Below are 25,086 nucleotides of genomic sequence, written 5' to 3'. Positions count from 1 at the left end.
CTGCGATCTTTTGATCTTGATGTTGATCCTCATCTACTCAGAAAAGATCAAGATCAAAAGATCGCAGCCTTCGGCAGCTCCTACAGGGGATCGGGTTGATACCCGCATTCTTGCGCCAATGATCTTCCATTGACGAGACCCTTGCTATGGAACACCAACCTTTGACTCATCCGGTCGTCGCCGTTCCCGCGCGCGCCAATCGGGGGGTTTCGCCGACGACGCGTGCCTGGTTTTTCCTCTCGCCGTCGATGCTGTTTCTGGGCGTATTGATCGCCGCCAGCCTCTTGGTACTGCGCATGAGCGTGGGCACCAAAGGCGCGGAATGGACCGGGTTCAGCCTGGCCAGTTACGCCCAACTGCTGGAACCGTACTACCTCAAATCCTTGCTGCTGACCCTGCGTCTGGCCTTGATCAGCGCGGTGATCGCGGTCGTGTTGGCAATCCCGGTGGCCTACACCATGTCGCGGCTGACCTCACCGTTTGTGCGACGGATCTTCCTCGCCGCGGTGCTGCTGCCATTGCTGGTCAACCTGCTGCTGCAAAGCTACGGCTGGCTGGTGATTCTCGGTCCTGGCGGGATGCTCAACCAGGCGCTGATGGGCCTGGGCCTGATCAAGCGCCCGATCATGTTGCTCTACAACCAGAACGGCGTACTGATGGGCCTGGTGCAAACCGCATTCCCGTTGGCCGTGCTGCCGATTGCCAGCGCCATGCGCGGCGTCGCCCGTACTTATGAAGAAGCCGCTGCAACCCTGGGTGCCAGCCGTTTGCAGGTGTTCCGTCAGGTGGTGCTGCCGATGAGCATGCCGGGGATCATCACGGGCGCGACGTTGGTATTCGCCTATAACGCCAGCAGCTTCGTGGTGCCATTGCTGCTCGGCGGCCGACGCGTGCCGATGCTGGCCGTGATGGTGCATGACCAGATCGCCCCGCTGATGAACTGGCCTGCCGCCTCCGCTGCCGGTGTGGTGCTGATTGTCACCACGCTCGCAATCATGACCTTGTCCGAATACATCACTGGCCGTCGTCGGCGCATGCTGGAGGCTTCCCAATGAGCACCCTGATCAAGAAACGTTATGGGCTGCTGCCCGGCGAGACCGGCAAGTTTGCCGGCATCCTGTCGGGCTTCATCCTGCTGCTGGCGGTGTTGCCGATCCTGACCATGATCGTGATGTCGTTCAGCGGTGCGTCGAACCTCGACTTTCCGCCGAGCAGCTACAGCCTGCAATGGTACAAGGCTGCCTGGCACACCTTCGTGTCGCCGGATTCCAGTGATGTGCTGAGCCTCGGCAAAGCCATGACCACCAGCCTGATGGTGGCGTGCCTGACCATGGTGTTTGCAACGATTGTCGCGGTGCCGGCAGCCTATGCCCTGACCCGTTGCGAGTTCCGCGGCAAAGCCGTGGCGCTGCAACTGATGTCGCTGCCATTGGTGTTCCCGATGGTGGTGTTGGGGCTGGCGTTATTGCTGGTGTTTGACAGCCTGCCCTTTCAAATCACTACGTCGCGGCTGGTGATTGCCCACGTGATCCTGGCGCTGCCGTTCGTGGTGAAAAACTGCACCGCCGCGATGCTCTCCATCGGCAGCGAAGTCGAAGAGGCCGCGCAGATGCTTGGCGCTTCACCGAGCCGGGCGATTATCGATGTGGTGGTGCCATTGATGAAGTCGGGGATTTTGGCGGGGATGCTGCTGGCGTTCATCGTCTCGTTCAACGAATTCACCGTGACCTACTTCCTCTACACCATCGACGTCATGACCGTGCCGATCTGGATGTACAGCCGCACCGTGTCATCGCTCGACCCAACCGTATTTTCGTTTGCCGTGCTGATCGTGCTGATCGACTTCGTCCTGATCTGGGCGTTGGAGAAGCTCGTCGGTGAAGGTGGCGTTTCGTTCTGATTCTTGAGGTGCAACATGACTGGTCTGATTCTGGAAAACGTCGAGAAACATTACGGCTCGGCCTGCGCGGTAAAGGACGTGAACCTGCATTTGCCTGAGGGCAAACTGGTGTGTTTTCTCGGCCCGTCGGGCTGCGGCAAAACCACCTTGCTGCGAATGATCGCAGGGCTTGAAACCCTGAGCGGCGGCGAGATTCGCCTGGACGGTGAAGACATCGGCCACACGCCTGCGCATCAACGTAACTTCGGCATGGTGTTTCAATCGCTGGCGCTGTTCCCGCACATGACAGTGGGGGAGAACATCGCCTATCCGCTGAAACTGCGTGGCGTCAGCAAGGCTGATCAGCAGGCGCGGGTGGTGGAGTTGCTCGAGCTGATTCAGCTGAGCGAGATGATTGATCGCCCGGTGGCCAAACTCTCCGGTGGTCAACGTCAGCGCGTTGCGATTGCCCGGGCGATTGCCTCGCGGCCTAAAATCCTGCTGCTGGATGAGCCGCTGTCGGCGCTCGACGCCAAGCTGCGCGAATCGATGCAGGTGGAAATCCGCCAGCTGCAACAACGCTTGAACATCACCACCATCATGGTGACCCACGACCAGCGTGAAGCCATGACCATGGCGGATATCGTCGTGGTATTGGGTGAGCATCGGGTGCAGCAGGTGGGTACGCCGATTGAAATCTATCGTCACCCGGCCAACGAGTTTGTTGCGGACTTTATCGGCTCGGGCAATATTTTCCCGGCCACCGCGCTGGGCAACGGCAAGATCGGGCTGCCGGGTGGCGATGCGCTGGAAGTGCCGATCTGCAGCAGTATCGTGGTGGGTGAGAAAGTGAAGATGCTGATTCGCCCTGAGGATCTGCAACTGTCGCATCCGCAGGCGACGGCGGGGAATCGGTTGCTGGGTAAGGTGACGTTTGTTCGTGATATTGGCGCGACGATCGAAACGACCGTGGAGTGTTCCGGGGTGTCGTTTACGGCGTTGAGTACGCCGTGTCAGGGGTTTGGGTTGAGCATTGGCAATCCGGTGTCGGTGACCCTTCCGGCGGAGGCGTGCCGAGTACTCAGTGCCTGACGGACTGGCCCCATCGTCGGAACGCCGCCCGGAGCCGGCTCGCTCCCACAGTTGATCTCCTGTGAACACAGAATTTGTGAACACCAAAGTTCCAATGTGGGAGCGAGCCTGCTCGCGATGAGGCCGGCACAACCAACAAAAATCTCAGCTAGACCGACAACCGCAACCGCGCCAAATCCCTTAACGGCGGAGCCCCGAACAATCGGCTGTACTCACGGCTGAATTGCGAGGGGCTTTCATACCCGACCCGATACCCCGCCGCCGAAGCCTCCAACCCTTCCGCCAGCATCAATCGCCGCGCTTCTTGCAGGCGCAGTTGCTTCTGATACTGCAACGGACTCATCGCCGTCATCGCCTTGAACCGGTGATGCAGCGTCGACACACTCAGGTTCACTTCCTTCGCCAGATCATCGATGCGCAACGGCTGTTCATAGTTGCCGTTGAGCCATTTGATCGCCTGGCTGATGCGATGGCTCTGGCTGTTGGCGATAGCGATTTCGTACAGCCGATGGCCCTGCTGACTGCGCAACAACCGATACAGAATCTCCCGGCGAATCAACGGCGCGAGCATGGCGATGTCTTTCGGCGCATCCAGCAAACGTGCCAGACGCAACACCGCGTCGAGCATCGCGGTGTCGATCCGTTCGACATACAAGCCGCGCCCCGTCGGCCGGGTGGGCACACCGAGAGGACCGGCGTCGGCAATCAGCGCGGAGATTTCCGCCGGGTCGATATCCAGCCGCACCGCGAGAATCGGTTCTTCAGACGTGACGTTCACCACTCGTCCGCTCAATGGCATCGAGACCGACACCACCAGGTAATTCAGCGGATCGTAATTGAAGTATTCATCGGCCAGCCTGACCTCTTTACGGCCCTGCGCCATGATACACAGCGCGGGTTGCGCCAGTACCGGGGCAAACTCATGGGACTTGCTATGGCGAGACATGAAGAGCGAGCCGACGGCAGTCGCATAAGTGCCATCCTCCGCCGTGTTATGGCGAATGATAGCGGCCAGTTCCGCGCGCTGTTTCTCCATGTCGGCATCCAGCGGGGCTTTAAAGTGATCGAGCGACGACATGCAAGGCATCCTCGGTGGGGCGTCAGTAATGAGGCGAGCTTAAGTTTGTGCAAGACGAAGCGGTAGACACATCCTGCCTCAACCTTGCCTGATTCTGCACGGGCTTCGTGTGCCGCCCCGTCATGACGTGATGCAGATGGGCAACGGCTGACGCAAGCCTGCCCCTGTAGGAGCTGCCGGAGGCTGCGATCTCTAGATCTTGAAAACAGAAGTCAAAAGATCGCAGCCTTCGGCAGCTCCTACACAAAGCTCGTGTGACAGTGGTATGACGGGTTTTACCGGTTGTTACAGGTGTTGAGCCAAGTTTCGCAGGATTGTGCAATGTGTCGGCAGGAATCGACTAACCGCGCTTCTACCTGCGCGCTTAACCTTGGATCCTGTCGCAGCCCGTCCCACGGCTGCTACTCGACTACCTGGGAGGGTTGAACATGTCTACGCAGATCCCCGTCAGTCATATGGCTTTTGTCCGCGCCCGCGCCGGGCGTTCGGCGGAACTCGGTGCGCGCCTGAGCGCCTTGATCGAGCCGTCCCGCAGCGCACCGGGTTGCCTGAATTTTGCCCTGCAGCATTCGCAGTGCGATCCGGAGCTGTGGCTGGTGTCCGGTTTCTGGATGAACCAGCAGGCCATGACCGCTTATTTCAGCACCCCGGCCATGCAGATTTTTGCCGAGCTGGTGCAAGACCTGGTGGTCAATAGCCTGGATTTTCATACCTTCAAGGACGTATCGGCCGCCCAGGCGCTCGGTCAGTCTCAGTCGTGGGTACACAAAATGGCGGGTTGAGGGTTTAATGGCTCAATTCTCAGTTAGCCAGGATCCGCGACATGGCACGTAAAGCCTTTGAAACCTTCGAAGCCGTATCCGCCGTAGTACCCCGCGAGGGCGGTTATCACGCCGCGATCGCCACCAAAGCCATCGGTGGTTCGGGCGCGCCGCGCTTTCATAAGCTGCTCGAAGAACAAACCTTCAAAACTGCCCGCGAGGCCGATGAAGCCGCCGCGCTTGAGTTGACACGCCTCAAAGACGTCAGCGAAGACGGCGACCTGATCTGGTAACTACCTTTTCGCCCCCGGGCGATACATCTTGAACAACGCCTCAGGCCCCAGCTGGAAATAATCCCCTGGCCCGCCGCCGCGCAGGATCGGTTCTGCGGCGGCGGTGTCGTACACCCCATCCTTCAATAGCCACTTGGCGATATGCACGGCGACCACTTCGCCGAGAATCAGCCAGCTGGGCACCACTTCGCCGTCCGCCCGCTGCAACTGAATGATCTGCGTGACCTTGCACTCGAAGGACACCGGGCTTTCGGCGACGCGTGGCACCTGAATGATTTTCGACGCTGCCGGGGTTAGCCCGGACAGCTCGAACTCGTTGACCTCAGGCCCGACCATGGCCGAGCACTGGTTCATCTGCTCGGCCAGCGGACGGGTCGCCAGGTTCCAGGCGAACTCGCCGGTTCGCTCGATGTTATTCAGGCTGTCTTTGCGCCCGACACTGGAAAATCCAATGATCGGCGGAATGTAGTTGAAGGCGTTGAAGAAACTGTAAGGCGCCAGGTTCAAGCGGCCATCGGCATCCTGGGAGGAAATCCAGCCAATGGGACGTGGGCCGACGATGGCATTGAACGGGTCATGCGGCAGGCCGTGGCCGTTGGCGGGTTCGTAGAAGTGGATGTCGTCAGCCATGGCATGGAGTTCCTGAATTCGGTTCGTAGCGAAGACGGCCATAGTGCAAGGGCTGACGGGTAATTTCCAGCGTGAGATCAGTTGGTACGGGCTGCGTCGGTGTGATCGGCGCTGTCGGAAGCGACCTTCGCCGAGTCAGTGCGATCGTTTCCAGCGGAGGCGACTGCAGCGCCACTTCCGGAGGTGAAAGCGGCAGAGCCGGTGCGATCGTAACCGTCAGCGGCGAAGGTACTGGCGGCCAGTACAGAGAGGGTCAGGGCGAGGATCAGTTGGGTTTTCATGGTGTGTACTCCAGGTTCGCTTGCACAATGTAATGAATCGGCGAGGAGAGTCCGTGGAGGGCGTTAACCGCTGATTAATTCGCTCTTTTGCTTATGTGACAAATTGTTCATGGCGCACTTATTTGTCTTGACCGCACTCTTTTCAGCGTCAATGAAAAAGGGGCAGACCTTTGCCAGGTCTGCCCCTTTTTTTGTGTCGCTTGCGGAATTAGTCCGTCTCGATCCGCGAATGCTTGCGGGTGTCTTTCATGGTCACGTAGACCAGCAACGACACGGCAATACACGCGGTGACATACCAGTAGTAACCGGTTTCCATACCGATGCTCTTGAACCACAGTGCGATGTATTCAGCGGTGCCGCCGAAGATCGACACGGTCAGCGCGTACGGCAGGCCGACGCCCAGCGCACGGATTTCGGTCGGGAACAGTTCGGCTTTGACCACCGCGTTGATCGAGGTGTAGCCGCTGACGATGATCAGCGCCGCCATGATCAGGAAGAACGCGCCCCACCAGGTCTGTACGGTGTGCAGGGTGGTCAGGATCGGCACGGTGAACAGCGTCCCGAGAATACCGAAGGCAATCAGGATTGGCCGGCGACCGACTTTATCCGACAAGCCGCCGATGATCGGTTGCAGGCACATGAACAGGAACAGCGTGGCAGCGGAAATGGTGGTGGAGTCGGAGATGCTCATGCCGACGGTGTTCACCAGGTATTTCTGCATGTACGTGGTGTAGGTGTAGAACGCCAGGGTGCCGCCCATGGTCAGGCCGACCACGGTCATCAGTTCCTTCGGATGGCGCATCAAGGTGCGCATCGCGCTTTCCTTGGCCTTCTCTTTCTTGGTGAACGACTCGGTTTCTTCCATGCCACGACGCAGGTACAGCGCGACCACGGCACACAGCGCGCCGATGGCGAACGGGATGCGCCAGCCCCAGGCATACAGCTGCTCGGTGGTCAGGGTCTGTTGCAGCACGATCAGCACTGCCAACGCGATGAGCTGGCCGGAGATCAGGGTCACGTACTGGAAGCTGGAGTAGAAGCCGCGACGATCCTTGGTCGCCATCTCGCTGAGGTACGTTGCCGAGGTGCCGTACTCGCCACCGACCGACAGGCCCTGCAGCAGGCGGGCGAAAATCAGCAGGATCGGTGCGCCAATGCCAATGGTTTCATAACCCGGGCTCAGGGCAATCAGCAGCGAGCCGAAACACATCAGATACACCGAAGCCATCAGTGCTTTCTTGCGACCGGCCTTGTCGGCGTAGAGGCCCATCAGCCAGCCACCGATCGGGCGCATCAGGAAGCCCACGGCGAAGATCGCGGCGGTGTTCAGCAGTTGTGCGGTGGTGTCGCCTTTGGGGAAAAAAGCCTTGGCGAAGTACAGGGAGAAGGCGGCATAGACGTACCAGTCGTACCACTCGACCATGTTGCCGACTGAGCCGCTGAAGATCGATTTGATGCGACTGGCAGTGGTTCTTTCTTTGGCAGGCGAAGCTGCCGACCCAAGAGGCAGGGATTGTGAGTTATCCATGACGGATCCTTCATTTAATTGTTTTTGTGGAGCGCGTTGAAACGCAGCCTGCTTGGGCTATAGCAGGAGCTGTGCCAACGGGAAGAGGGCCGGTTTAGAGGGGTTTTGAAACTTGAGTGAGCGGAAATCCGCTTATTCTGAGTTTGGTGTGAGCGGAAAATCGCCGAAAGATCAAAAGATCGCAGCCTTCGGCAGCTCCTACAGGGTGTACACCATCCCAATGTAGGAGCTGCCGAAGGCTGCGATCTTTTGATCTTGACGGTCGATTACACAAACATCTCGCGGGTCAGGCCATGTCGCTGCATCTTTTCATTGAACGTCCGGCGCGGCAGTTGCAGCTCTTCCAACACCGCTTTCACGTCGCCCTTATGCCGGGTCAACGCCGCGCGCAGACAATGCGCTTCAAACGCTTCCTGCTGCGCCGCCAGCGACTGCCCAGGGTCGATGCCCACCGGTTCCGGCTCGCCCAGCCCCAACACTTGTCGCTCAGCAACGTTCGCCAATTCGCGCACATTGCCCGGCCAGTCATGGCTCAGCAGGTGGCTCAACTGCGGGCCGCTCAGCGGTGGAAAAGTGCGCCCCAAACGCTCGGCGGCATTTTGCGCAAACGACTCGAACAACAACGGAATGTCTTCACGCCGCTCGCGCAACGGTGGCAGCCGCAACTCGGCCACGTTCAACCGATAGGCCAGGTCCTCGCGAAAACGTCCGGCCCGGGCTTCGTCCAGCAAATCGGGTTTGGTTGCGGCGATGATCCGTAAATCCACGCGGATGCTCTGATTGGAGCCTAACCGCTCCAGCTTCTGTTCCTGCAACACCCGCAGCAATTTCACCTGTTGGGCCAGCGGCATGCTTTCGATTTCATCGAGAAACAGCGTGCCGCCATCGGCGTATTCGAGCTTGCCGATGCGTTTGCCCGAGGCGCCAGTGAATGCGCCGCTCTCGTGGCCGAACAGCTCGGCCTCGAACAACTGCTCGGGGATCGCCGCACAGTTCAATGCCACAAACGGTTTGTCGGCACGCGGACCGAAGTCGTGCAGGCAACGGGCAACCAATTCCTTACCGCTGCCGGTTTCACCGCGAATCAACACATTGACCGGCAGCGTCGCCAGGTCCAGCACTTGCCGACGCAGCGTCTGCAAGCCACGGGACACGCCCAGCAACGTCGCATCGAGTTTGGCGCGGTTGTCCGCCTGCTCGTGCAGGGCGCGGTTTTCCAGCACCAGCCGCCGCTTGTCCAGCGCACGGCGCAGACTGCCGAGCAGGGTTTCGGGGCTGAAGGGTTTTTCAAGGAAGTCGTAGGCGCCATCGCGCATCGCTTCGACCGCCATCGGCACATCGCCGTGACCGGTCAGCAGAATCACCGGCAAGTCGGCGTCGCGCCGCTGAACTTCGGCCAGCAGTTCCAGGCCGGTCATGCCCGGCATGCGCACGTCGCTGAGGATCACCCCGGGGAAATGCTTCGGCAGCTGCGCCAGGCATTCAGCGGCGCGGCTGAACAATTGCACCTCGAACCCCGACAGGCTCAGCCATTGTTCGACGGCACTGCGAATACTGCTTTCGTCGTCGACCACCATCACTGAATTCAGCATGAGCCAGGTGCCTCCAGGTCGATGGGCAAGGTCACGGTGAACACCGCGCCGTTTGCATGATTGTCGGCGCTCAGGCGTCCGCCCGATTCGTGAACGATGGCAAAGGATACGGCCAGCCCGAGGCCCAGGCCATCACCCACCGGTTTAGTGGTGAAGAACGGATCAAACACGTTGGCCAAGTTTTCTTCGGCAATGCCGCCACCGTTGTCGGCGACCGTCAGGCGCCAGAGTTGTTCGTCGGCTTCGAGACGGATTTCCAGGCGTTTGCAGGGTTTGTCCTGCATGGCGTCCAGGGCATTGCGCAGCAAATTGATCAGCACCTGTTCCAGGCGAATCGCATCGCCACGCACCCACGCCGGGCGCGTCAGGTGCAGCACCGTGCTGACCTGTTCATCGCGCAACCTCGTGTCGAGCAGCTGCAATGATTGGTCGACCACCGCCGCCAAATCCAGTCGTTCGCGCAGACCGCTGGGGCTTTTGCGGGCGAAGGTTTTCAGGTGGCCGGTGAGGGCGGCCATGCGCGTCAGCATGTCATCCACCGGTTTGAGCGCCTTGTAAGCGTCGTCGACCCGACCGTGATCGAGCAGCAGCCTCAGAGTAGCAAGCTGCATGCGCTGGGCGGTCAGTGGCTGGTTGATTTCATGGGCCAGCGCGGCAGACATCTGTCCGAGGGCGGCGAGTTTGGCCGACTGCACCAGACCGTCCTGAGCGGTGCGCAGGTCGCGGGTGCGTTCTTCCACCAGTTGTTCGAGCTCTTCGCGACTGCGCTGGCGCAGCTTGGCCAGACGCCAGCGCTGATTGAGGAACAGCAACAGAAACACCACAGCCAGCCACAACCCGGCGGCTGCGAGCCCGGCGTTGCGGCTGTCTTCGAACGCCACTTGCGGGCGGCGCAGCAGGTGCAACGTCCAGCCTTCAGTGCTTAGCGGCAGCGATTCCCACAGGTAATTCGCCGTCCCGTCAGGACCCACGACCCGTGTCAGGTCACTGTTGTCGTCGAAGCGCCGCACCGATTGATACTCGAGTGGTGTCAGCGGTTGTTTGTCGTATTGGCGGGTGGCCTTGAGTTCGGCGTGATCGCTGTCACTCAGCGGTTTCAACGAGCGATAGCGCCAGCCCGGCTGGTTGGCGATGAAGATAATCCCGCGTGCATCGCTGACCAGCAGCGTGTCGCTGCCCTGACGCCACTCGCGCTCCAGCTCCGGAAATTCGAGCTTCACCACCATCGCGCCGAGGAACTGGCCGCTGTCGCCGGTGACCGCGCTGGACAGGAAGTAACCGGGAATGCCGCTGGTCACGCCCACCGCGTAAAAGCGCCCGGTGCCTTGGGTGCGGGTCTGGCTGAAGTAGGGGCGAAAGCCGTAGTTGTGGCCGACGTAGCTGCTGGGCAAACGCCAGTTGCTGGCGGCCACGGCGAGGCCGGTGTGATCCAGCAGTTCGAGTGTCGAGGATTGCGCCGCGCCGTTGATTTTTTCCAGTTTACGGTTCAGTGCGTCCTGTTGTTCAGCGGATACCGAACCATTGAGGGCTGCGCGCAATTCGGGGTCCAACGCGAGCACGGCGGGCAGGGCGCGGTAGCGGTCGATCAGGGTGTGCAGGGAATTGGCGTAGAGCGCCAATTGCTGATTGGCGCGGGCGGCATCTTCCTCCAGCGCCTGACGTTCGGCGTGGCGGATGGCCAAACCGGCGGCGAGAATCGCGCCAGCGGCTATGACCAGGGTGTAGAGCACCAAACGCAAGAAACGTGAAGTCGGCTGCATGCTGTAGAAAACAGATATGAGAACGGGCGGGCACCATAACATGGGCCCGTGGATCGTTCTGCCCCGAGATGCAGCCGCCTACACGGCGGTAAATTTACTGGATCTGGAGCGCAGCATGGTTTGGGTATCCTTCAGCACACCTATTACTTCTCTCGTCTCTTGCCCGAGGCTCTGAACCGAGTCCCCTGCCGTTTCTCCAAAAAGGCTGAAGATGTTCATGGCGCTAACGTCCATCGAATTGAAAGACGCTTCAATACCGGCCATTCGGGTGTTCAGCACGTCAATCAGGTTGGTCAGATGAGTGTCTGCCTTGGCGGTTTTTTCTGCCGACAGCTCGTTTCCGGCGCCGCTGACCTCATGAATAATCTCAATCCCGCCAAGCACCATGCTCAGTCCTGTACTGGCCTCGCTGGCAACCTCCGGAGTGAATAGTTTCAGGGCCACGCTGGTGCCAACACTGGTGCCTTCTTTGCCGGCCTTGAGCCGGCTTTTTGTAGAGTTCTGGGTCATTTGTTCATATTTTTTCTCGATATAGGGGATGAACGCCATCGTCTTGTATTCGGCTTTATTGATGATTTTCTCCGGGGAGAGCTTGCTGCCCTTGAATTTTACAGAAGCACTGGCGCCTGTTCGTTCGGCGATGTAGTCCACCGCAAAACTGACGCCCTTTTTCGCCGCAAATCCAAGGGCTACGGCCGCCGCATTTCCGACACCGGGTGCGGCAGACGCCAGGGGTTGTAAGCCAGCCGCGATCCCGATCCCGACGCCATAACTCAAAACCTGCCCACCAATGTGGACCGCTGTTCTGCGAGTGGTGGAGGCTGCGTGCTCCGAGGAGGAGCGGTGGTTGAGAATCTGCTGCTGAGCATCCAATCCACGTCGTTTCGACAGGCCCAATATTTTCAGGTGCGTTTCAATATTTTTTTGCAGCGCCTGTCTTGCCCGGACAGGCGCATTGGCTTGGCGCATGCTGGCGTATACGGCGTTCTCCCGCGCTTGAAATCTTCTCGTTGCCTCGCTAAAAGAATTGCTTCTGGTTTCGCCAATGACGTCGACGTACAGCATCGGGTTGTTGCCCACAAACCCATACAGATTCAGCCCATCCACATCCCCCGCCGGATCGGCACTGATCCAGCGCTGCAACCATGGTGCGTAATACCGCGCACCGTAGTAATACAGCCCGCTGTCATCCATTTCCTTGCCCGAATAGCGGATGGTTTTGTAGTCAACGTGTACCTCACTTCCGCGTGCGAACCAGGCCGTGGCGCCGAACGGGTAATAGCCTTCCTCGCTGATCACCTGCGCCTGTTGATCGAGCTCCAGCGCGCAGGAACCCAAATGATCGTCGAGGCTGTAGCGCAATTGATCGGCGGCGATGTTGGCGGGTTTGCCAGTGACCCAGTGCAGGCAACGCACGCTGCCGTGTCCGCCGGACAGGGTGATCACGTGCAATTTTTCGCCGTTGTCGCGGGTGCGGATTTCCAGCCCCTGCAGGTAGATCACTTCCTGAAAGTGGGTCAGCGAGGGCGTGTGGGTTTCGTGACGTTTGTACACGCGCACGCCCTGGCTGTAGCGGTAGAACTCTTCGTCATCGGGTCCATTGGCGCGTTTGACCAGGGTGACCGATGCCAGTTGATCCAGGCTGTTCCACTGCAAGGCTTTGCCCGGCTGCAAGTCCTGGAGATTGCCGTGGCGGTCGAACAACTCGGGGAAATCGGGGGCAGGATCTCCCTCTTTCCAGCGCACACCGCGATTGCTGGCAGGGTCGATGAACATCTCGCGGGTCTGTGAGGCGCCTGCCCGCACATGACGCAGTTTGATCAGGTTGCCGCCGGAATCGTACTCATAGTCTTGTTGGTAGTTGAGCCGATTGTTCGGATCTCCGGGCAGGGGCCGCCCCGGAATATCCGACGGTGGGGCATCGTCGTAACCGCTGGCGCTGGTCAGCCGGTACAGCGAGTCATAGGTGAAATCGCGGTGGCCGTCGACGAACTGGTTGGCGAAATGAATCGGCTGGAAGGTGTGGTCTTCGAGGCGGGTGATGTTGCCGACGCGATCGTAGAAATATTCCAGATCCTGCAGCGCCGGCTCGGCGTTTTTTTGTGCGCGTTGCGTGGACAGGCGCCCATCGACCGGGTCGTAGCTCCAGGTGCTGAGCACGTCATTGCCGGCGCGTTGCTCGATGATCTGGCCGGCGGCGTTGTACTGCGCATCTTTCAGAACCGGTTGCCAACTCAAACTGTCTTTGATCCGCAGCTGAACCTGCTGGAGCTGCCCGGCAACGTCGTAACGCGGTTGTTGCTGGTGATCCCCTGCATCGGTCTGGCTCAACACCGTGCCCAGCGGGCTGTAAATTCGGCTGCTGCGGTAGGGGATGCCCTCGACCAGGGTTTGGGTTTCGCGCAGGGGTTGTCCGAGCAGGCTGTAGCTGTCGAGCTTCAAGGTGCCGGAGCGGTCGAGTTGTTCGGTCAACTGGCCGCGCCGGTTGAAAGCAGGATCGACGGAGGCATCGGCATAGGTAAAGATTTCGACGTTGGGCTCGTCATTTTCCTCGATGGCAATCGGGCGCAACAGAGCGTCGTAGGTGGTGCGCCAATGACTGCCGCGTTGATCCCAGTGCTGCAGTGCTTCACCGGTCAGCCCTGGCAGGCTCAAGCGCCAACCGGCATCCACAGAGGAGACCTTAAGCGGTTGACCGGACAGGCGGTAGACCGTGGTCAGGTTCGGGACGAGCCCAAACAGACGCGGATCCCATTGTTCGAGCAATCGCCCGGCAGCGTCGTAGTGCTGGCGGGTGATCAGGGTTTCCACGGGGCCGGCAGCGACCTTGCGCAAGTACTCGATCTGGCGAATCGGCAAGCCCCGACTATCAATAACCGCCAGGTTCGGCGTGCGCCAATGGACCCCGGTCGTCATGGTTTGCTCGCTTTCAGCTCACTTTCAGGCGGCGCAACGTAGGTGTCATTAAAGTCCAGGCTGGTGGTGTACCAGGGGTGGATGATCTCGAGCGCGACATCTCCTTTGGCATTGATGACTTTGTTCTGGCGACCCAGCACGTCGTAAAAGTTCTGATCGTGATGGCCGAACTCACGGAAGGAGTGGTCATTGATATAGCGGTGCCCGTTGGCGAAGTACGGGCGAAACACTCGCACGGGCAATCCTTTGTTGTTGTATTCCACTCGTTCGCTGACGCGCCAGCGCGGGTCGGCGTGCGCGACCTTTGGCTTGCCGTCTTCAATCACCAGCTCACCGTTTTCCACCACAAAAGCCTGCCCTGGCTCGACCAACTGTTTGGTCTGCAGTGGCCGGGCGAAACCATCCACAAAGGCTTTGACGATCTGGATTTGTTGCAGCTCATCATCCCAATAGCGGTCGGCGGTGAGGACGACGCTGTGCACTGGTTCGCGGGGAACCGTGTGAATCAGGTCGAGCAGCGCTTGTTCCGGCTCGCTCAGGGATTTGAGCCGGGACAGGCGACGGCGGGCGCTGGCGCAAATGTGCAGGCTGGGTAGCACGTAACCCTGCGCGATCCAGGTGGCCAGCCAGTCAGGTGTCTGTCTGACGGACTCGGGGAGTTCGCCCATCCAGCTGAACAGGTCCTTGCGCAATACGCTGGCCGCTTTTTGCAGGGCGCCTTTCGGATCTTCGATGGCAGGGTCCGGACGATGGTCCATAGGACGTTCGTGTTCGTCGAGGGGGCGAAAACCCATTTCTTTGCCGTCCTCAGTTCCATAAAAACTGATGGCAAGGGGTTGTCCGGACGGCTCGTAAAGGGCTTCCTCGACATTGTCATTGGCATCGATGCTGCGCATGAGTTGCAGCGCGTGATAGTCATATTCGAAACGGGCTTCGCACCCGTCCGGCTGCGTGATGCTTTTCGGCAGCAGGCAGTAGGCGTCGTAGCGGACTGTCGTGATGCCGTAACTGGGCGTTTCGTTGTACTCCATCACTTTGTAAAAACTATCGAGCTCGCCGTACTTGGCAAAACCATACCGGGACGACCATAGATTTCTCTCCTTGTCCTCTTCCTTGTCTGCCTCCTCGTCTACCCCCAGCACCAGAGGCATGGACGAATAGCCGATTTTTTCCAGTTCATCCCGAATAACGAGCGACGGCACCGTGTCGTAGGCTTGCAGTGCTGTCTTGTCCAGTTGGGCAATTTCCAGCGGTGCCCGCAGTGCCTCGAAATCGGCTTTGCCGTCGGCAAGCGGTGTTTGATCGGCAGTCTTGAGGTAGCGATAGATCGACTGCGTGGTCAGTAGCCTCTGAGCGACCCATTCGGGTGATTTGTACAGTTTGGTCAACCCTTCAAAGGATATCTCTTCAGGGATAAGTCCCTCGGGTACGAGCCCCTTGGGTAAGACCAACGCATTGCCACGTTGCAGATAGGGCAGGCCCAATCGCCAGCCTTGGAAATCCTCCAAGTGAATGAACTCGGCGCGGGACTCGCTCAGGTAATAGGATTGCTGGGCCGGGTCGTGGGCATCCGACCACCATGTTCTTTCGTCGGGATCTTCGAAGGGGTTTTCTATCTTGGTGTCGGTCCTTCGCCGTGCATAGCTCACGGTGATGGAATGGCTGGGCAGGCCAAACTCGTCATGGCTCAAAGTGATTTCATGTCGGCACAGAGGGTCATCCAGGAAACGTTCGTACTGATAGCTGATTGTTTCCAGCTGCGCTGGCAGCATGATCGGGTACGCGTCATGGTCTCCCTTTTTGCGCAGCTCGCGGACCTTGTAACGACTTTCCTGCACCGCGAACGGCACCGCCGTGGCCAAGTTATCGTCGGCGGCGTAGGTCTCCACGCGCAACACTGAACCTGCAAGGGCGCGGGCGATTTCATGGGCGGTGGCTTCATCGGGCGGCGGGATCGGCTCATCGAAAGCGTCGTTGCGGTGATATTGGCAAAACTGCGTGGATTTCAATGCAAGGGCTTCGGGATCGCGATTGAAATAGCCATCGCGTGGCAGGTCGATTTGCCGTCCGGTGTGAAACCAGGTGCAGACCAGCGCCGGGGCGGTAAAACCGATGTCGTCTGCACGTGCGGCAGTTTCGCTGTCTGTCTGGCGCAGCAGGCCAAAGCCGCGAAACTCACGGTTGCGGCCATCGTAGTAACCCTGCAAATACTGGAAAAACTGGTTCAGGCAGTTGCCGGTGATTTCATCGAGCTGGCTTTGTTGCTTGACCACGGGCACCGGGAACGGCAGGTAGCACACTGGGTCGATCGCCGGTTTTTCATCCAGCCATTCCTGTGCCGAACTGCGATACACCACCTGGGTGCTGCAGCCCATGTTGTTGTTACTGGCAACCAGCATGTAGGGCTTGGCGCTGACGAAGTCGTAGCGCCAGTGCCGTGGTTTCATGTGCGGCACGGTCAAAATCAGGCTCGCGCACCCCAGGCCTTGCAGGTCGGCGAGGGTGACCTGGCACAGGTTGTCGTAGCGGATTCCTTCGGGCCACGGGACCGTGACGGGGGTCTGCTCCAGACCATTGCCGCCGTGATTCAAATAGATCTCGAAACAGTCCGACCTCAGATAAATCAGTGCCGGTGCGCCGGAGCCGTTGAGGTCGGCAATGCGCACGCGCGCTGCATCGAATGTCGCGTAGTCGAAGGGCAGGTCACTCATGACAAAGCCCTCGCCGAACCGACCGTGACCGAGGTTCGGCCAGCATTTGATTTCGTTGTGCCGGATGCGGCACAGCTCGGTCATGTCGCTGCCGAGCAAATTGCCCAGCATCACCAGTTCGGTGCGAGAGTTGCTGAACAGCGGCAGGCGGTCGGTGTCGGGTGTGTGCTCAACGTCCTGACCGGGGGCGAAACCTTCCTCACGCCGATTGGCATACAGGCGCACGCTTCGCGGGCCGATCAGCGCCATCGAGCTGAGCCCGTCGCCCATCAAATCGCCAGACTGTGAAAGCGTGTGGAAGAACTCCACCGGGAACGCCGAAAAGGGAATGAAGCCTGACCAGCTGCGATCGGGATTCAGGGTATGGAAACCGCTCACGCCGGGTGAGGCGAGGATCCAGTCGAGCCGACCGTCGCCGGTCAGATCGGTTAACGCCTGATAGGTCGGTTGATTTCGATTGGCCACGGGAATTCGGGACAGTTCCGTCCATGGGCCGTAGTGGATGTCATCGGTCCCCGTCGGCGCGCGCAAGGGTTCGCGGTAATACCAGCTCTGGTCGTAACGACAGAGAAAACCCGGCACGCCTTCACCGAACAAATCAACGCACTGATGGAGCGCGCCGTCCTCGATACCGGGCATGTTTTCGAACGGGAAGAACGGGGTCGACTGCTTGTTGAGTTCGAAGCCCGAATAGTCGAATTCCACCGGTGGCATATTTTCCACGGCGCCGCTGGCGTCGTACGCCTGATAGTGCGCTTTTTCCAGTTGGGTGTACTCCAGGGGAGTCGTTTGGTATTGCAACAGCAATCGCCGAATCAGCGCCGGTCTTTGTTCTGATGTTGCGGGGAAATGGTGAAACATCAAGACCTGGTGGCACAGGCGTCGGGTGCCCAGTTCGAAACCATAGGTGTAGCTGTGGAAGGGGTCGCCGCGCAGTTGCCACTCACCATAACCCTCGCCGGGCGCATCGAACGGCGGGCCGTAGAGCGGCTTCTTTTCCAGATCGAGGGTGCGTTCGCCGTAGTCGAACACCAGGTGGAAATGCCAACCTAGGCTCGCCGGATTTTCCACCGTCCAGGCGTACAAATTTTCACTGGCCAGGGCATTGCCGTAATACACCCGGTGCAGAAAACGCTGGGCACGATAGTCGTGCGAGTCATCCGGGGAGTGAGTCTGATCTTCGGGCTTGTAGTCGAAACAGATGTGTTCGCCATGGGGGTTCATGCTTTCGAGCAGCAGCCACACACCGATACGCTGCGGCGCTTCAGGGTTGGCCGGGTCGACAGGTTCGGCACGGCGCGAAGCGTCGGTCTTGCCGTAGACATGCAAGCTGCCGTCGGCCCCATGCACCAGCCAGAAGGGCGCTTTTTCTGCTGGTTGCCAAAGCTCGATCAGGCTGAACGAACTCTCGACCCGCGGCCAGTAGCGCACCACGCTGTGCTCGCCGATGGAGAGGCCGCGATAGAACGTTTCGATTCTGGACTTGGGCTTGCCCTCGTCATCCAGTTCGGGCATCAACTCCTCGCCGCCGGGGCCGACCATGATGTCGGTGACGAGGTAATCGGGCACACCCTTGCTGGTCTGGCGAGTGATAGCGCTGGTGCCCAAACGCCAGCCAATGCCTAACGGACCGTTACCGCCCTGGCCGTCATAGCCCAGCGCCATGGCGGGATCGAAACCGCGCCCTCCGGAAAGGGGCAACGGTAACTCGAATGAAGCACTGCCCGTTACGCCGACCGATCCCCAGCTTTTGCCAATCGTGGCAATGGAAGCACTCTTGGCGATGGAGGGTTCAGTAATGCTCAGGGAGGCTTGCTCTTCCATTGGGCTGATCCTGTGTAGGCTTTGCGCTCTCCCGTAGCAACGGAGTTGCGTGATGAAGCAACGCTAACAAGATCAAGGTGCTGCGTGACCTGTCAGATGTGACAGGTAAGGCCGGTATTTTTAGACCGAATAAGATGGACGACACGACGCTTTATCGCGAATGGTAAAAGCGATGCCAAAAAAAACGGCCGGGTCATCTAAAAGACGACCCGGCCGTATTGGCAGGCTGAAGCGTTTACTGCACTTCTACCGCCAGGCTTTCACTGATCTTTTTCTGCCAGATGGCAGGACCGGTGATGTGGACCGACTCACCCTTGCTGTCGACTGCAACCGTCACAGGCATGTCTTTGACGTCGAACTCGTAGATCGCTTCCATGCCCAGTTCGGCGAACGCCACCACGCGGGATTTCTTGATGGCTTGTGCCACCAGGTAAGCCGCGCCGCCGACGGCCATCAGGTAAACGGCTTTGTGGTCCTTGATCGCTTCGATCGCGGTCGGGCCGCGCTCGGATTTGCCGATCATGCCCAGCAGGCCGGTTTGCTCGAGGATCTGACGGGTGAACTTGTCCATCCGCGTGGCCGTGGTCGGGCCGGCAGGGCCAACCACTTCTTCGCGCACCGGATCAACCGGGCCGACGTAGTAGATGAAGCGACCCTTGAGGTCCACCGGCAGGGTTTCACCCTTGTTCAGCATCTCGACCATGCGCTTGTGCGCGGCGTCGCGACCGGTGAGCATCTTGCCGTTGAGCAGGACGGTTTCGCCCGGCTTCCAGCTCTGCACGTCTTCCGGGGTCAGGGTGTCGAGGTTGACGCGACGGGCCGACGGGCCGGCTTCCCAGACGATTTCCGGGTAGGCGTCCAGCGGTGGCGCTTCCAGCGAGGCCGGGCCGGAACCGTCGAGCACAAAGTGGGCGTGACGGGTGGCGGCGCAGTTGGGGATCATGCAGACCGGCAACGACGCGGCGTGGGTCGGGTAATCCATGATCTTCACGTCGAGCACGGTGGTCAGGCCACCCAGGCCCTGAGCGCCGATGCCCAGTTGGTTGACCTTCTCGAACAGCTCCAGGCGCATCTCTTCGATACGGTTGGACGGGCCGCGCTTTTTCAGCTCGTGGATGTCGATGGATTCCATCAACACTTCCTTGGCCATCACGGCGGCTTTCTCGGCGGTGCCGCCGATGCCGATGCCGAGCATGCCCGGTGGGCACCAGCCGGCACCCATTTCCGGAACGGTTTTCAACACCCAGTCGACGATCGAGTCGGACGGGTTGAGCATGGCCATTTTCGACTTGTTCTCGGAACCGCCGCCCTTGGCCGCCACGTCCACTTCCACGGTGTTACCCGGAACGATGGAATAGTGGATAACGGCCGGGGTGTTGTCCTTGGTGTTTTTACGAGCGCCCGCCGGGTCGGCGAGGATCGAGGCACGCAGGACGTTTTCCGGCAGGTTGTAAGCCCGGCGCACGCCTTCGTTGATCATGTCGTCCAGGCCCATGGTGGCGCCATCCCAACGTACGTCCATGCCCACGCGAACGAAGACGGTAACGATGCCGGTGTCCTGGCAGATCGGGCGGTGGCCAGTGGCGCACATCCGCGAGTTGATCAGGATTTGCGCCATGGAGTCACGGGCCGCTGGCGATTCTTCGCGCAGGTAGGCTTCGTGCATCGCCTGGATGAAGTCAACGGGGTGGTAATAGGAAATGAACTGCAGGGCGTCGGCAACGCTCTGAATCAGGTCGTCTTGCTTGATCACGGTCATGAGTCGCGCTCCTCTAAAAGACGGGAACATTCAATAAGGTGCTTGCAGCTTGGGTGCATCGGTCGGTTGCAAGCACCTTTACAAGGCACGCCGGGGCAGCTGGCGCGACGCTAAAAAGGCGCGGCAGTATACCGCGCCTCGGTTCCGGGTACACCCGCCGGTAGTCAATCGTTGGTCGCATATCGAACACAATCCCTGTAGGAGCTGTGTAGGAGCTGTCGAGTGAAACGAGGCTGCGATCTTTTGATCTTGTCTTTAAAAAGCAAAGTCAAAAGATCGCAGCCTCGTTTCACTCGACAGCTCCTACAATGGAAATCAGTCAGCGTTCTGACGCCAGTTTTCTGCCCCGAAAATTGAATGGTCATTTATCAGGCACGCTACTAAAGTGGCATTCGGTCTGTAGAGTAGGACACTCAAGCAGCCTCCCTTCGCACGGTGAGTCAACGATTGACCCATAACGCCATCCAACGCTTGTTGCTCAAACGCTTTGCCCTCGCAGCCGGCACCTACGCCCTGGCTTTGTTGCTGTTGTGGCTGGCGTTTTTCACCGGTCATTACGATGAACCCCTGTCCAGCGTGGCCATCGGCAGTGCGCTGGTGGTTATCAGCCAGGCCGCGTTGTTTGCGGTGTTTTACAGCGGCTGCAACCTGCGTTTTTCCGACCCCAGCCTGACGGAAGCGCAAGTGTTGCTGGGGCTGGGTTGGCAAACCTGGCTGATCGCCCATCTGGACGAGGCACGCGGCGCGTTCCTGGTGTTCTACGTGCTGATTCTGCTGTTCGGGTTGTTCCATCTTTCGCGCCTGGCCTTTTTGCGGTGCGCGCTGTTGGTGTTTGTCAGTTTCAGCGCGATCACGCTGTGGGAGGGCTACCACTTCCAGTTACCCGACCCGGCACTGGCCGCGTTGCAGGTGTGCGTGCTGCTCATCGTGTTGGTCTGGCTGGAGCTTTATGCCCGTCACGTCCAGGCCTCCCGTCAACGCATGCGTCAGCGCCGATTTGCCTTGCAGGCGCATCAGGACACCCTGCGCGGGATGATGCGCCAGCTCGAAGACCTGGTGGCCACTGACGAACTGACCGGGCTGTTCAATCGCCGGCATTTCCTGCGCCTGGCCTCCCGCGAGCTCAAAGCCATGGGGGCCGATGTCGTGCATGGCCTGGCGCTGATCGACCTCGATCACTTCAAACGGATCAACGATGTACACGGCCACGCCGCCGGCGATCAGGTGCTGCAAGCCTTTGCCGCCGTGGCCACCGCCTGCTTGCGCGATGGCGATGTTCTGGCCCGTTACGGTGGCGAAGAATTCGTCGTGCTGTTGCCCGATTGCAACGCCGAGCGCTTGACCTCCTGTTGCGAGCGGCTGCGCATTGCGTTCACCGATGTAGAACTGATCGGACTCAACGTCGCCCATATCAGCTTGTCGGCGGGCATGACGTTGCTCGAACTGGGCGACGATCTCGATGAAGCCTTGCAGCGCGCCGATCAGGCGCTTTATCGCGCCAAGCGTGACGGCCGCAATCGTTGCGCGGCCGCGTGGGAGAACGTCGATGCCTGAGTTACGGGTCGGCGAACGCCAATGGTCGGTGGCGGCGGGCAGCAACCTGCTCGATGCGTTGAATCAGAACGGCGTATCGGTGCCCTACAGCTGTCGCGCCGGCAGTTGCCATGCCTGTCTGGTGCAATGTGTACAAGGGCTGCCGAGTGACAGCCGTCCCGACGCCCTGAGCGCAGACCAACGTCAGCAAGGCTGGCGCCTGGCGTGTCAGTGTCAGGTGGTCGAGGACTTGCAGGTGCACACCTTCGATCCGCAGCAGGATGGCCGCCCGGCCGAGGTGGCGGCTGTCGATTGGTTAAGCGCCAGCGTGTTGCGTTTGCGCCTGACCGCTCAGAGCCCTTTGCGCTACAGCGCCGGGCAGCATCTGGTGTTGTGGGCGGGTAACGTGGCGCGGCCGTATTCATTGGCCAGCCTGCCGGAAGAAGACCGTTTTCTGGAGTTCCATCTTGATTGTCGTCAGCCGGGGGAATTCAGCGACGCGGCCCGTCAGTTGAAAATCGGCGATTCGATCCGCCTCGGCGAGTTGCGCGGCGGGGCCTTGCATTACGACCCGGACTGGAACACCCGACCGCTTTGGCTGATGGCCGCCGGCACGGGTTTGGGGCCGTTGTTCGGTATCTTGCGTGAAGCGCTTCGGCAAGATCACCAAGGTGCCATTCGCGTCATTCACCTGGCCCATGATGCCGAGGCGCATTACCTGGCCAAACCCCTGCAGGCCATGGCCGCCAGCCGCCCGAACCTGAGCATTGAGCTGTGGACAGCGGCCGAGTTGCCAGAGGCTTTGGCACAACTGCGGCTTGTTTCACGGCAAACCCTGGCCTTACTCTGCGGGGCCCCTGACAGCGTCGACGCCTTTGCCCGGCGCTTGTATCTGGCGGGATTGCCGCGCAATCAACTGCTGGCGGACGTCTTTGTTCTCCGCGGTTGAGCGCTGATTTTCGATGCGAGACCGACCATGAGCGATGCCATCCAATTTGAACGTGAGCGCGGCCTGCTGACCCTGCGCCTCAACCGCCCCGACAAGAAAAACGCCCTGACCCGCGCCATGTACAGCCACTTGGCCGAAGCGCTGAAACTGGCGGATTCCGACCCGGAAATCAAAGCCGTGCTGATCACCGGCACTACCGAGTGCTTCACCGCTGGCAACGACATCGCCGACTTCATCCAGCAACCGCCGAGCAACCTCGACAGCCCGGTGTTTCAGTTCATGCTCACCCTGCTCGAATGCCGCAAACCGGTGATCGCCGCCGTGGCCGGCGCGGCGGTGGGCATTGGCACGACGATGCTGCTGCATTGCGATCTGGTGTATGTCAGCCGCGATGCGCGCCTTCGCATGCCGTTCGTGAATCTCGGTCTCTGCCCGGAGTTCGGTTCCAGCCTGATCCTGCCGCGACTGCTCGGGCAGGCCAAAGCCGCCGAGTTGTTGCTGCTGGGCGAAGGTTTCAGCGGTGAACAAGCCGCGCAGTGGGGCATTGCGACCGAAGCCTTGGGCAGTGGCGAAGAGGCACTGGCCAAGGCACGGGAGATGGCGTTGCGTTTCGAGTCGCTGCCACCGGAAGCGGTGCGTATCAGCAAGCAATTGATGAAAGCCCCGGACCGCGAACAACTGCGCAAGGCCATAGAAGAAGAGAGCGCACAGTTCACCCAACGGCTGCGCTCGCCGGAAGCGATTGCGGCGTTGACCGGGTTTATCAAACGCCATTGATTCTGCGGTGACTGGGCGGGCCCCTTCGCGAGCAGGCTCGCTCCCACATTGGATCTGTGGCGTACACAAAACCCCTGTGGGAGCGAGCCTGCTCGCGATGAGGCCAGCCCAGGCAACACATCTTCCGGATCAGAAACCAAAAAGCCCCGCCATTCACATGGCGGGGCTTTTGTTTTTCAGCAACCGGTCACTCAGACCATCTTGTCGCCAACGTGCAGGATTTTCATCCCGTTGGTGCCGCCGATGGTGTGGTAGCTGTCGCCCTTGGTCAGGATGACCCAGTCGCCTTTCTCGACTACGCCGCGCTTGAGCAACTCGTCGATCGCGGCCTGGCTGACTTGCTCAGGCGGCAGCGATGCCGGGTCGAACGGTACGGTGTAGACGCCACGGAACATGGCCGCGCGGGCCTGGGTTTCGCGGTGCGGGGAGAACGCGTAGATCGGCACCGAAGAACGGATGCGCGACATGATCAACGGCGTGTAGCCACTTTCGGTCAGGGCGATGATCGCCTTTACGCCCGGGAAGTGGTTGGCGGTGTACATGGCCGCCAACGCGATGCTCTGGTCGCAGCTTTCGAAGACCTTGCCGATGCGGTGGCTGGAGGTCTTGCTGGTCGGGTGCTTTTCAGCGCCGATGCAGATGCGCGCCATGGCTTGCACCGCTTCCAGCGGGTACAGACCGGCAGCACTTTCAGCCGAGAGCATCACGGCGTCGGTGTAGTCGAGCACGGCGTTGGCCACGTCGGACACTTCGGCGCGGGTCGGCATCGGGTTCTGGATCATCGACTCCATCATCTGGGTCGCGACGATCACAGCCTTGTTGTGGCGGCGTGCGTGCAGAATGATTTTCTTCTGAATGCCCACCAGCTCGGCGTCGCCGATTTCCACACCCAGGTCACCACGGGCAACCATGACGGCGTCGGATGCATTGATCAGCGCGTCGAGGGTTTCGTCGTCGGCCACGGCTTCGGCGCGTTCGATCTTCGCCACCAGCCAGGCAGTACCGCCGGCTTCGTCGCGCAGTTGACGGGCGTATTCCATGTCGGCAGCGTCACGCGGGAAGGACACGGCGAGGTAGTCGACCTGCATCTCGGCAGCGAGCTTGATGTCGGCCTTGTCTTTTTCAGTCAGGGCCGGAGCGGTCAGGCCGCCACCGCGACGGTTGATGCCTTTGTGGTCAGACAGCGGGCCGCCGATCAGCACGGTGCAATTCAGCTCGGTGGCATTGGCGGTATCAACGCGCATCACTACGCGGCCGTCGTCGAGCAGCAGCTCGTCGCCTACGCCGCAGTCCTTGACCAGATCCGGGTAGTCGATGCCGACGATGGTCTGGGTGCCTTCGGTCAGAGGATGGCTGGTGGAGAAGGTGAATTGATCACCGATCTTCAGCTCGATCTTCTTGTTGGTGAATTTGGCGATACGGATTTTCGGGCCTTGCAGGTCACCCAGCAGGGCGACGAAGCGGCCGTGCTTGGCAGCGAGGTCACGCACCAGCTTCGCGCGAGCCTTGTGCTCGTCGGGGGTGCCGTGGGAGAAGTTCAGGCGGGCGACGTCCAGGCCAGCCAGAATCAGCTGTTCGAGAACTTCCGGCGAGTTACTGGCCGGGCCAAGGGTAGCGACGATTTTGGTGCGACGGACGGACATGCATAGACTCCTGAGTTCAAGCGCTGAGTGAGGCTACTATGGTCCGAAGTTGTAGTCATTGTTCGTTTGCACTACTTATT

The 25,086-nt window shown here is 60.0% G+C and carries 17 protein-coding genes and 1 pseudogene; 8 read left to right on the top strand and 10 right to left on the bottom strand.

The genetic code is table 11. The features are described from left to right. Positions 1-146: 146 nt before the first annotated feature. Genes EAH74_RS05740 through EAH74_RS05730 form a run of 3 tightly spaced genes read left to right on the top strand, consistent with a single transcriptional unit; the run spans position 147 to position 2,971 of the window. A complete protein-coding gene (locus tag EAH74_RS05740; RefSeq protein ID WP_140676928.1) occupies positions 147-1,055 on the top strand; it encodes an ABC transporter permease in 909 nt (302 codons plus the stop codon). Further along, a complete protein-coding gene (locus tag EAH74_RS05735) occupies positions 1,052-1,900 on the top strand; it encodes an ABC transporter permease (RefSeq protein WP_140676926.1) in 849 nt (282 codons plus the stop codon). Before EAH74_RS05740 ends, EAH74_RS05735 begins: the two co-directional genes overlap by 4 nt. Before the next feature lie 15 nt (positions 1,901-1,915). Beyond that, positions 1,916-2,971, top strand: coding sequence for an ABC transporter ATP-binding protein (locus EAH74_RS05730; RefSeq protein WP_140676924.1), 1,056 nt, complete (start codon positions 1,916-1,918; stop codon positions 2,969-2,971). A 148-nt stretch (positions 2,972-3,119) separates the two neighbouring features. Here EAH74_RS05730 and EAH74_RS05725 read toward each other — a convergent pair whose 3' ends face one another. Continuing rightward, positions 3,120-4,049 carry an AraC family transcriptional regulator gene (locus EAH74_RS05725; RefSeq protein ID WP_140676922.1) on the bottom strand — a complete coding sequence of 310 codons (930 nt, stop codon included), beginning with the start codon at positions 4,047-4,049 and terminating at the stop codon, positions 3,120-3,122. A 428-nt stretch (positions 4,050-4,477) separates the two neighbouring features. Between EAH74_RS05725 and EAH74_RS05715 the strand changes: the two genes are divergently transcribed. Then, positions 4,478-4,831 (top strand): putative quinol monooxygenase, encoded by a 354-nt coding sequence (locus EAH74_RS05715; protein ID WP_123368238.1) that lies wholly within the window; start codon positions 4,478-4,480, stop codon positions 4,829-4,831. 41 nt (positions 4,832-4,872) lie between these two features. Beyond that, positions 4,873-5,103, top strand: coding sequence for a hypothetical protein (locus EAH74_RS05710; protein ID WP_123368237.1), 231 nt, complete (start codon positions 4,873-4,875; stop codon positions 5,101-5,103). Here the strand turns inward: EAH74_RS05710 and EAH74_RS05705 are convergent, their stop codons facing one another. The 8 genes and pseudogenes from EAH74_RS05705 to EAH74_RS05670 form a co-directional block, all read right to left on the bottom strand. Beyond that, positions 5,104-5,733: a flavin reductase family protein gene (locus EAH74_RS05705; protein ID WP_140676916.1), complete on the bottom strand. Its 630-nt coding sequence runs from the start codon at positions 5,731-5,733 to the stop codon at positions 5,104-5,106. A gap of 86 nt (positions 5,734-5,819) precedes the next feature. Further along, positions 5,820-6,014: pseudogene (locus tag EAH74_RS05700) on the bottom strand (hypothetical protein); the annotation flags it as partial. Positions 6,015-6,222: 208 nt separating this feature from the next. Then, positions 6,223-7,542, bottom strand: coding sequence for an MFS transporter (locus EAH74_RS05695; protein WP_140676910.1), 1,320 nt, complete (start codon positions 7,540-7,542; stop codon positions 6,223-6,225). 266 nt (positions 7,543-7,808) lie between these two features. Further along, positions 7,809-9,134, bottom strand: a complete 1,326-nt coding sequence (locus tag EAH74_RS05690; RefSeq protein ID WP_140676907.1) for a sigma-54-dependent transcriptional regulator — start codon at positions 9,132-9,134, stop codon at positions 7,809-7,811. Beyond that, positions 9,128-10,936: a sensor histidine kinase gene (locus EAH74_RS05685; RefSeq protein ID WP_140676904.1), complete on the bottom strand. Its 1,809-nt coding sequence runs from the start codon at positions 10,934-10,936 to the stop codon at positions 9,128-9,130. Before EAH74_RS05685 ends, EAH74_RS05690 begins: the two co-directional genes overlap by 7 nt. A gap of 36 nt (positions 10,937-10,972) precedes the next feature. Beyond that, positions 10,973-13,810 (bottom strand): RHS repeat domain-containing protein, encoded by a 2,838-nt coding sequence (locus tag EAH74_RS05680; protein ID WP_140676901.1) that lies wholly within the window; start codon positions 13,808-13,810, stop codon positions 10,973-10,975. Continuing rightward, the gene (locus EAH74_RS05675; protein ID WP_140676898.1) at positions 13,807-18,345 is read right to left on the bottom strand and encodes a SpvB/TcaC N-terminal domain-containing protein; all 4,539 of its coding nucleotides are present in this window, start codon (positions 18,343-18,345) and stop codon (positions 13,807-13,809) included. The genes EAH74_RS05680 and EAH74_RS05675 overlap by 4 nt, the downstream gene beginning before the upstream one ends. A 235-nt stretch (positions 18,346-18,580) precedes the next feature. Continuing rightward, complete coding sequence (locus tag EAH74_RS05670; RefSeq protein WP_008156025.1) at positions 18,581-20,104, bottom strand: fumarate hydratase; 1,524 nt, start codon at positions 20,102-20,104, stop codon at positions 18,581-18,583. A 447-nt stretch (positions 20,105-20,551) separates the two neighbouring features. Between EAH74_RS05670 and EAH74_RS05665 the strand changes: the two genes are divergently transcribed. From EAH74_RS05665 to EAH74_RS05655, 3 genes are read left to right on the top strand one after another with little or no spacing between them, the layout of a single operon-like run. Continuing rightward, positions 20,552-21,658, top strand: coding sequence for a GGDEF domain-containing protein (locus EAH74_RS05665; RefSeq protein ID WP_140676895.1), 1,107 nt, complete (start codon positions 20,552-20,554; stop codon positions 21,656-21,658). Next, the gene (locus EAH74_RS05660) at positions 21,651-22,586 is read left to right on the top strand and encodes an iron-sulfur-binding ferredoxin reductase (RefSeq protein ID WP_140676892.1); all 936 of its coding nucleotides are present in this window, start codon (positions 21,651-21,653) and stop codon (positions 22,584-22,586) included. Before EAH74_RS05665 ends, EAH74_RS05660 begins: the two co-directional genes overlap by 8 nt. Positions 22,587-22,613: 27 nt before the next feature. Then, entirely contained in the window at positions 22,614-23,363 is a 750-nt protein-coding gene (locus EAH74_RS05655) for an enoyl-CoA hydratase-related protein (protein ID WP_140676889.1), read from the top strand. 191 nt (positions 23,364-23,554) lie between these two features. Here EAH74_RS05655 and pyk read toward each other — a convergent pair whose 3' ends face one another. Further along, positions 23,555-25,006 carry a pyruvate kinase gene (pyk, locus tag EAH74_RS05645; RefSeq protein ID WP_140676883.1) on the bottom strand — a complete coding sequence of 484 codons (1,452 nt, stop codon included), beginning with the start codon at positions 25,004-25,006 and terminating at the stop codon, positions 23,555-23,557. Between the last annotated feature and the right edge of the window lie 80 nt (positions 25,007-25,086).

The sequence above is a fragment of the Pseudomonas mandelii genome (assembly GCF_006438925.1).
GTDB lineage: Bacteria > Pseudomonadota > Gammaproteobacteria > Pseudomonadales > Pseudomonadaceae > Aquipseudomonas > Aquipseudomonas mandelii_C.
Note: the sequence above shows the minus strand (reverse complement) of the source record. Positions and strands in the feature narration are given on the sequence as shown.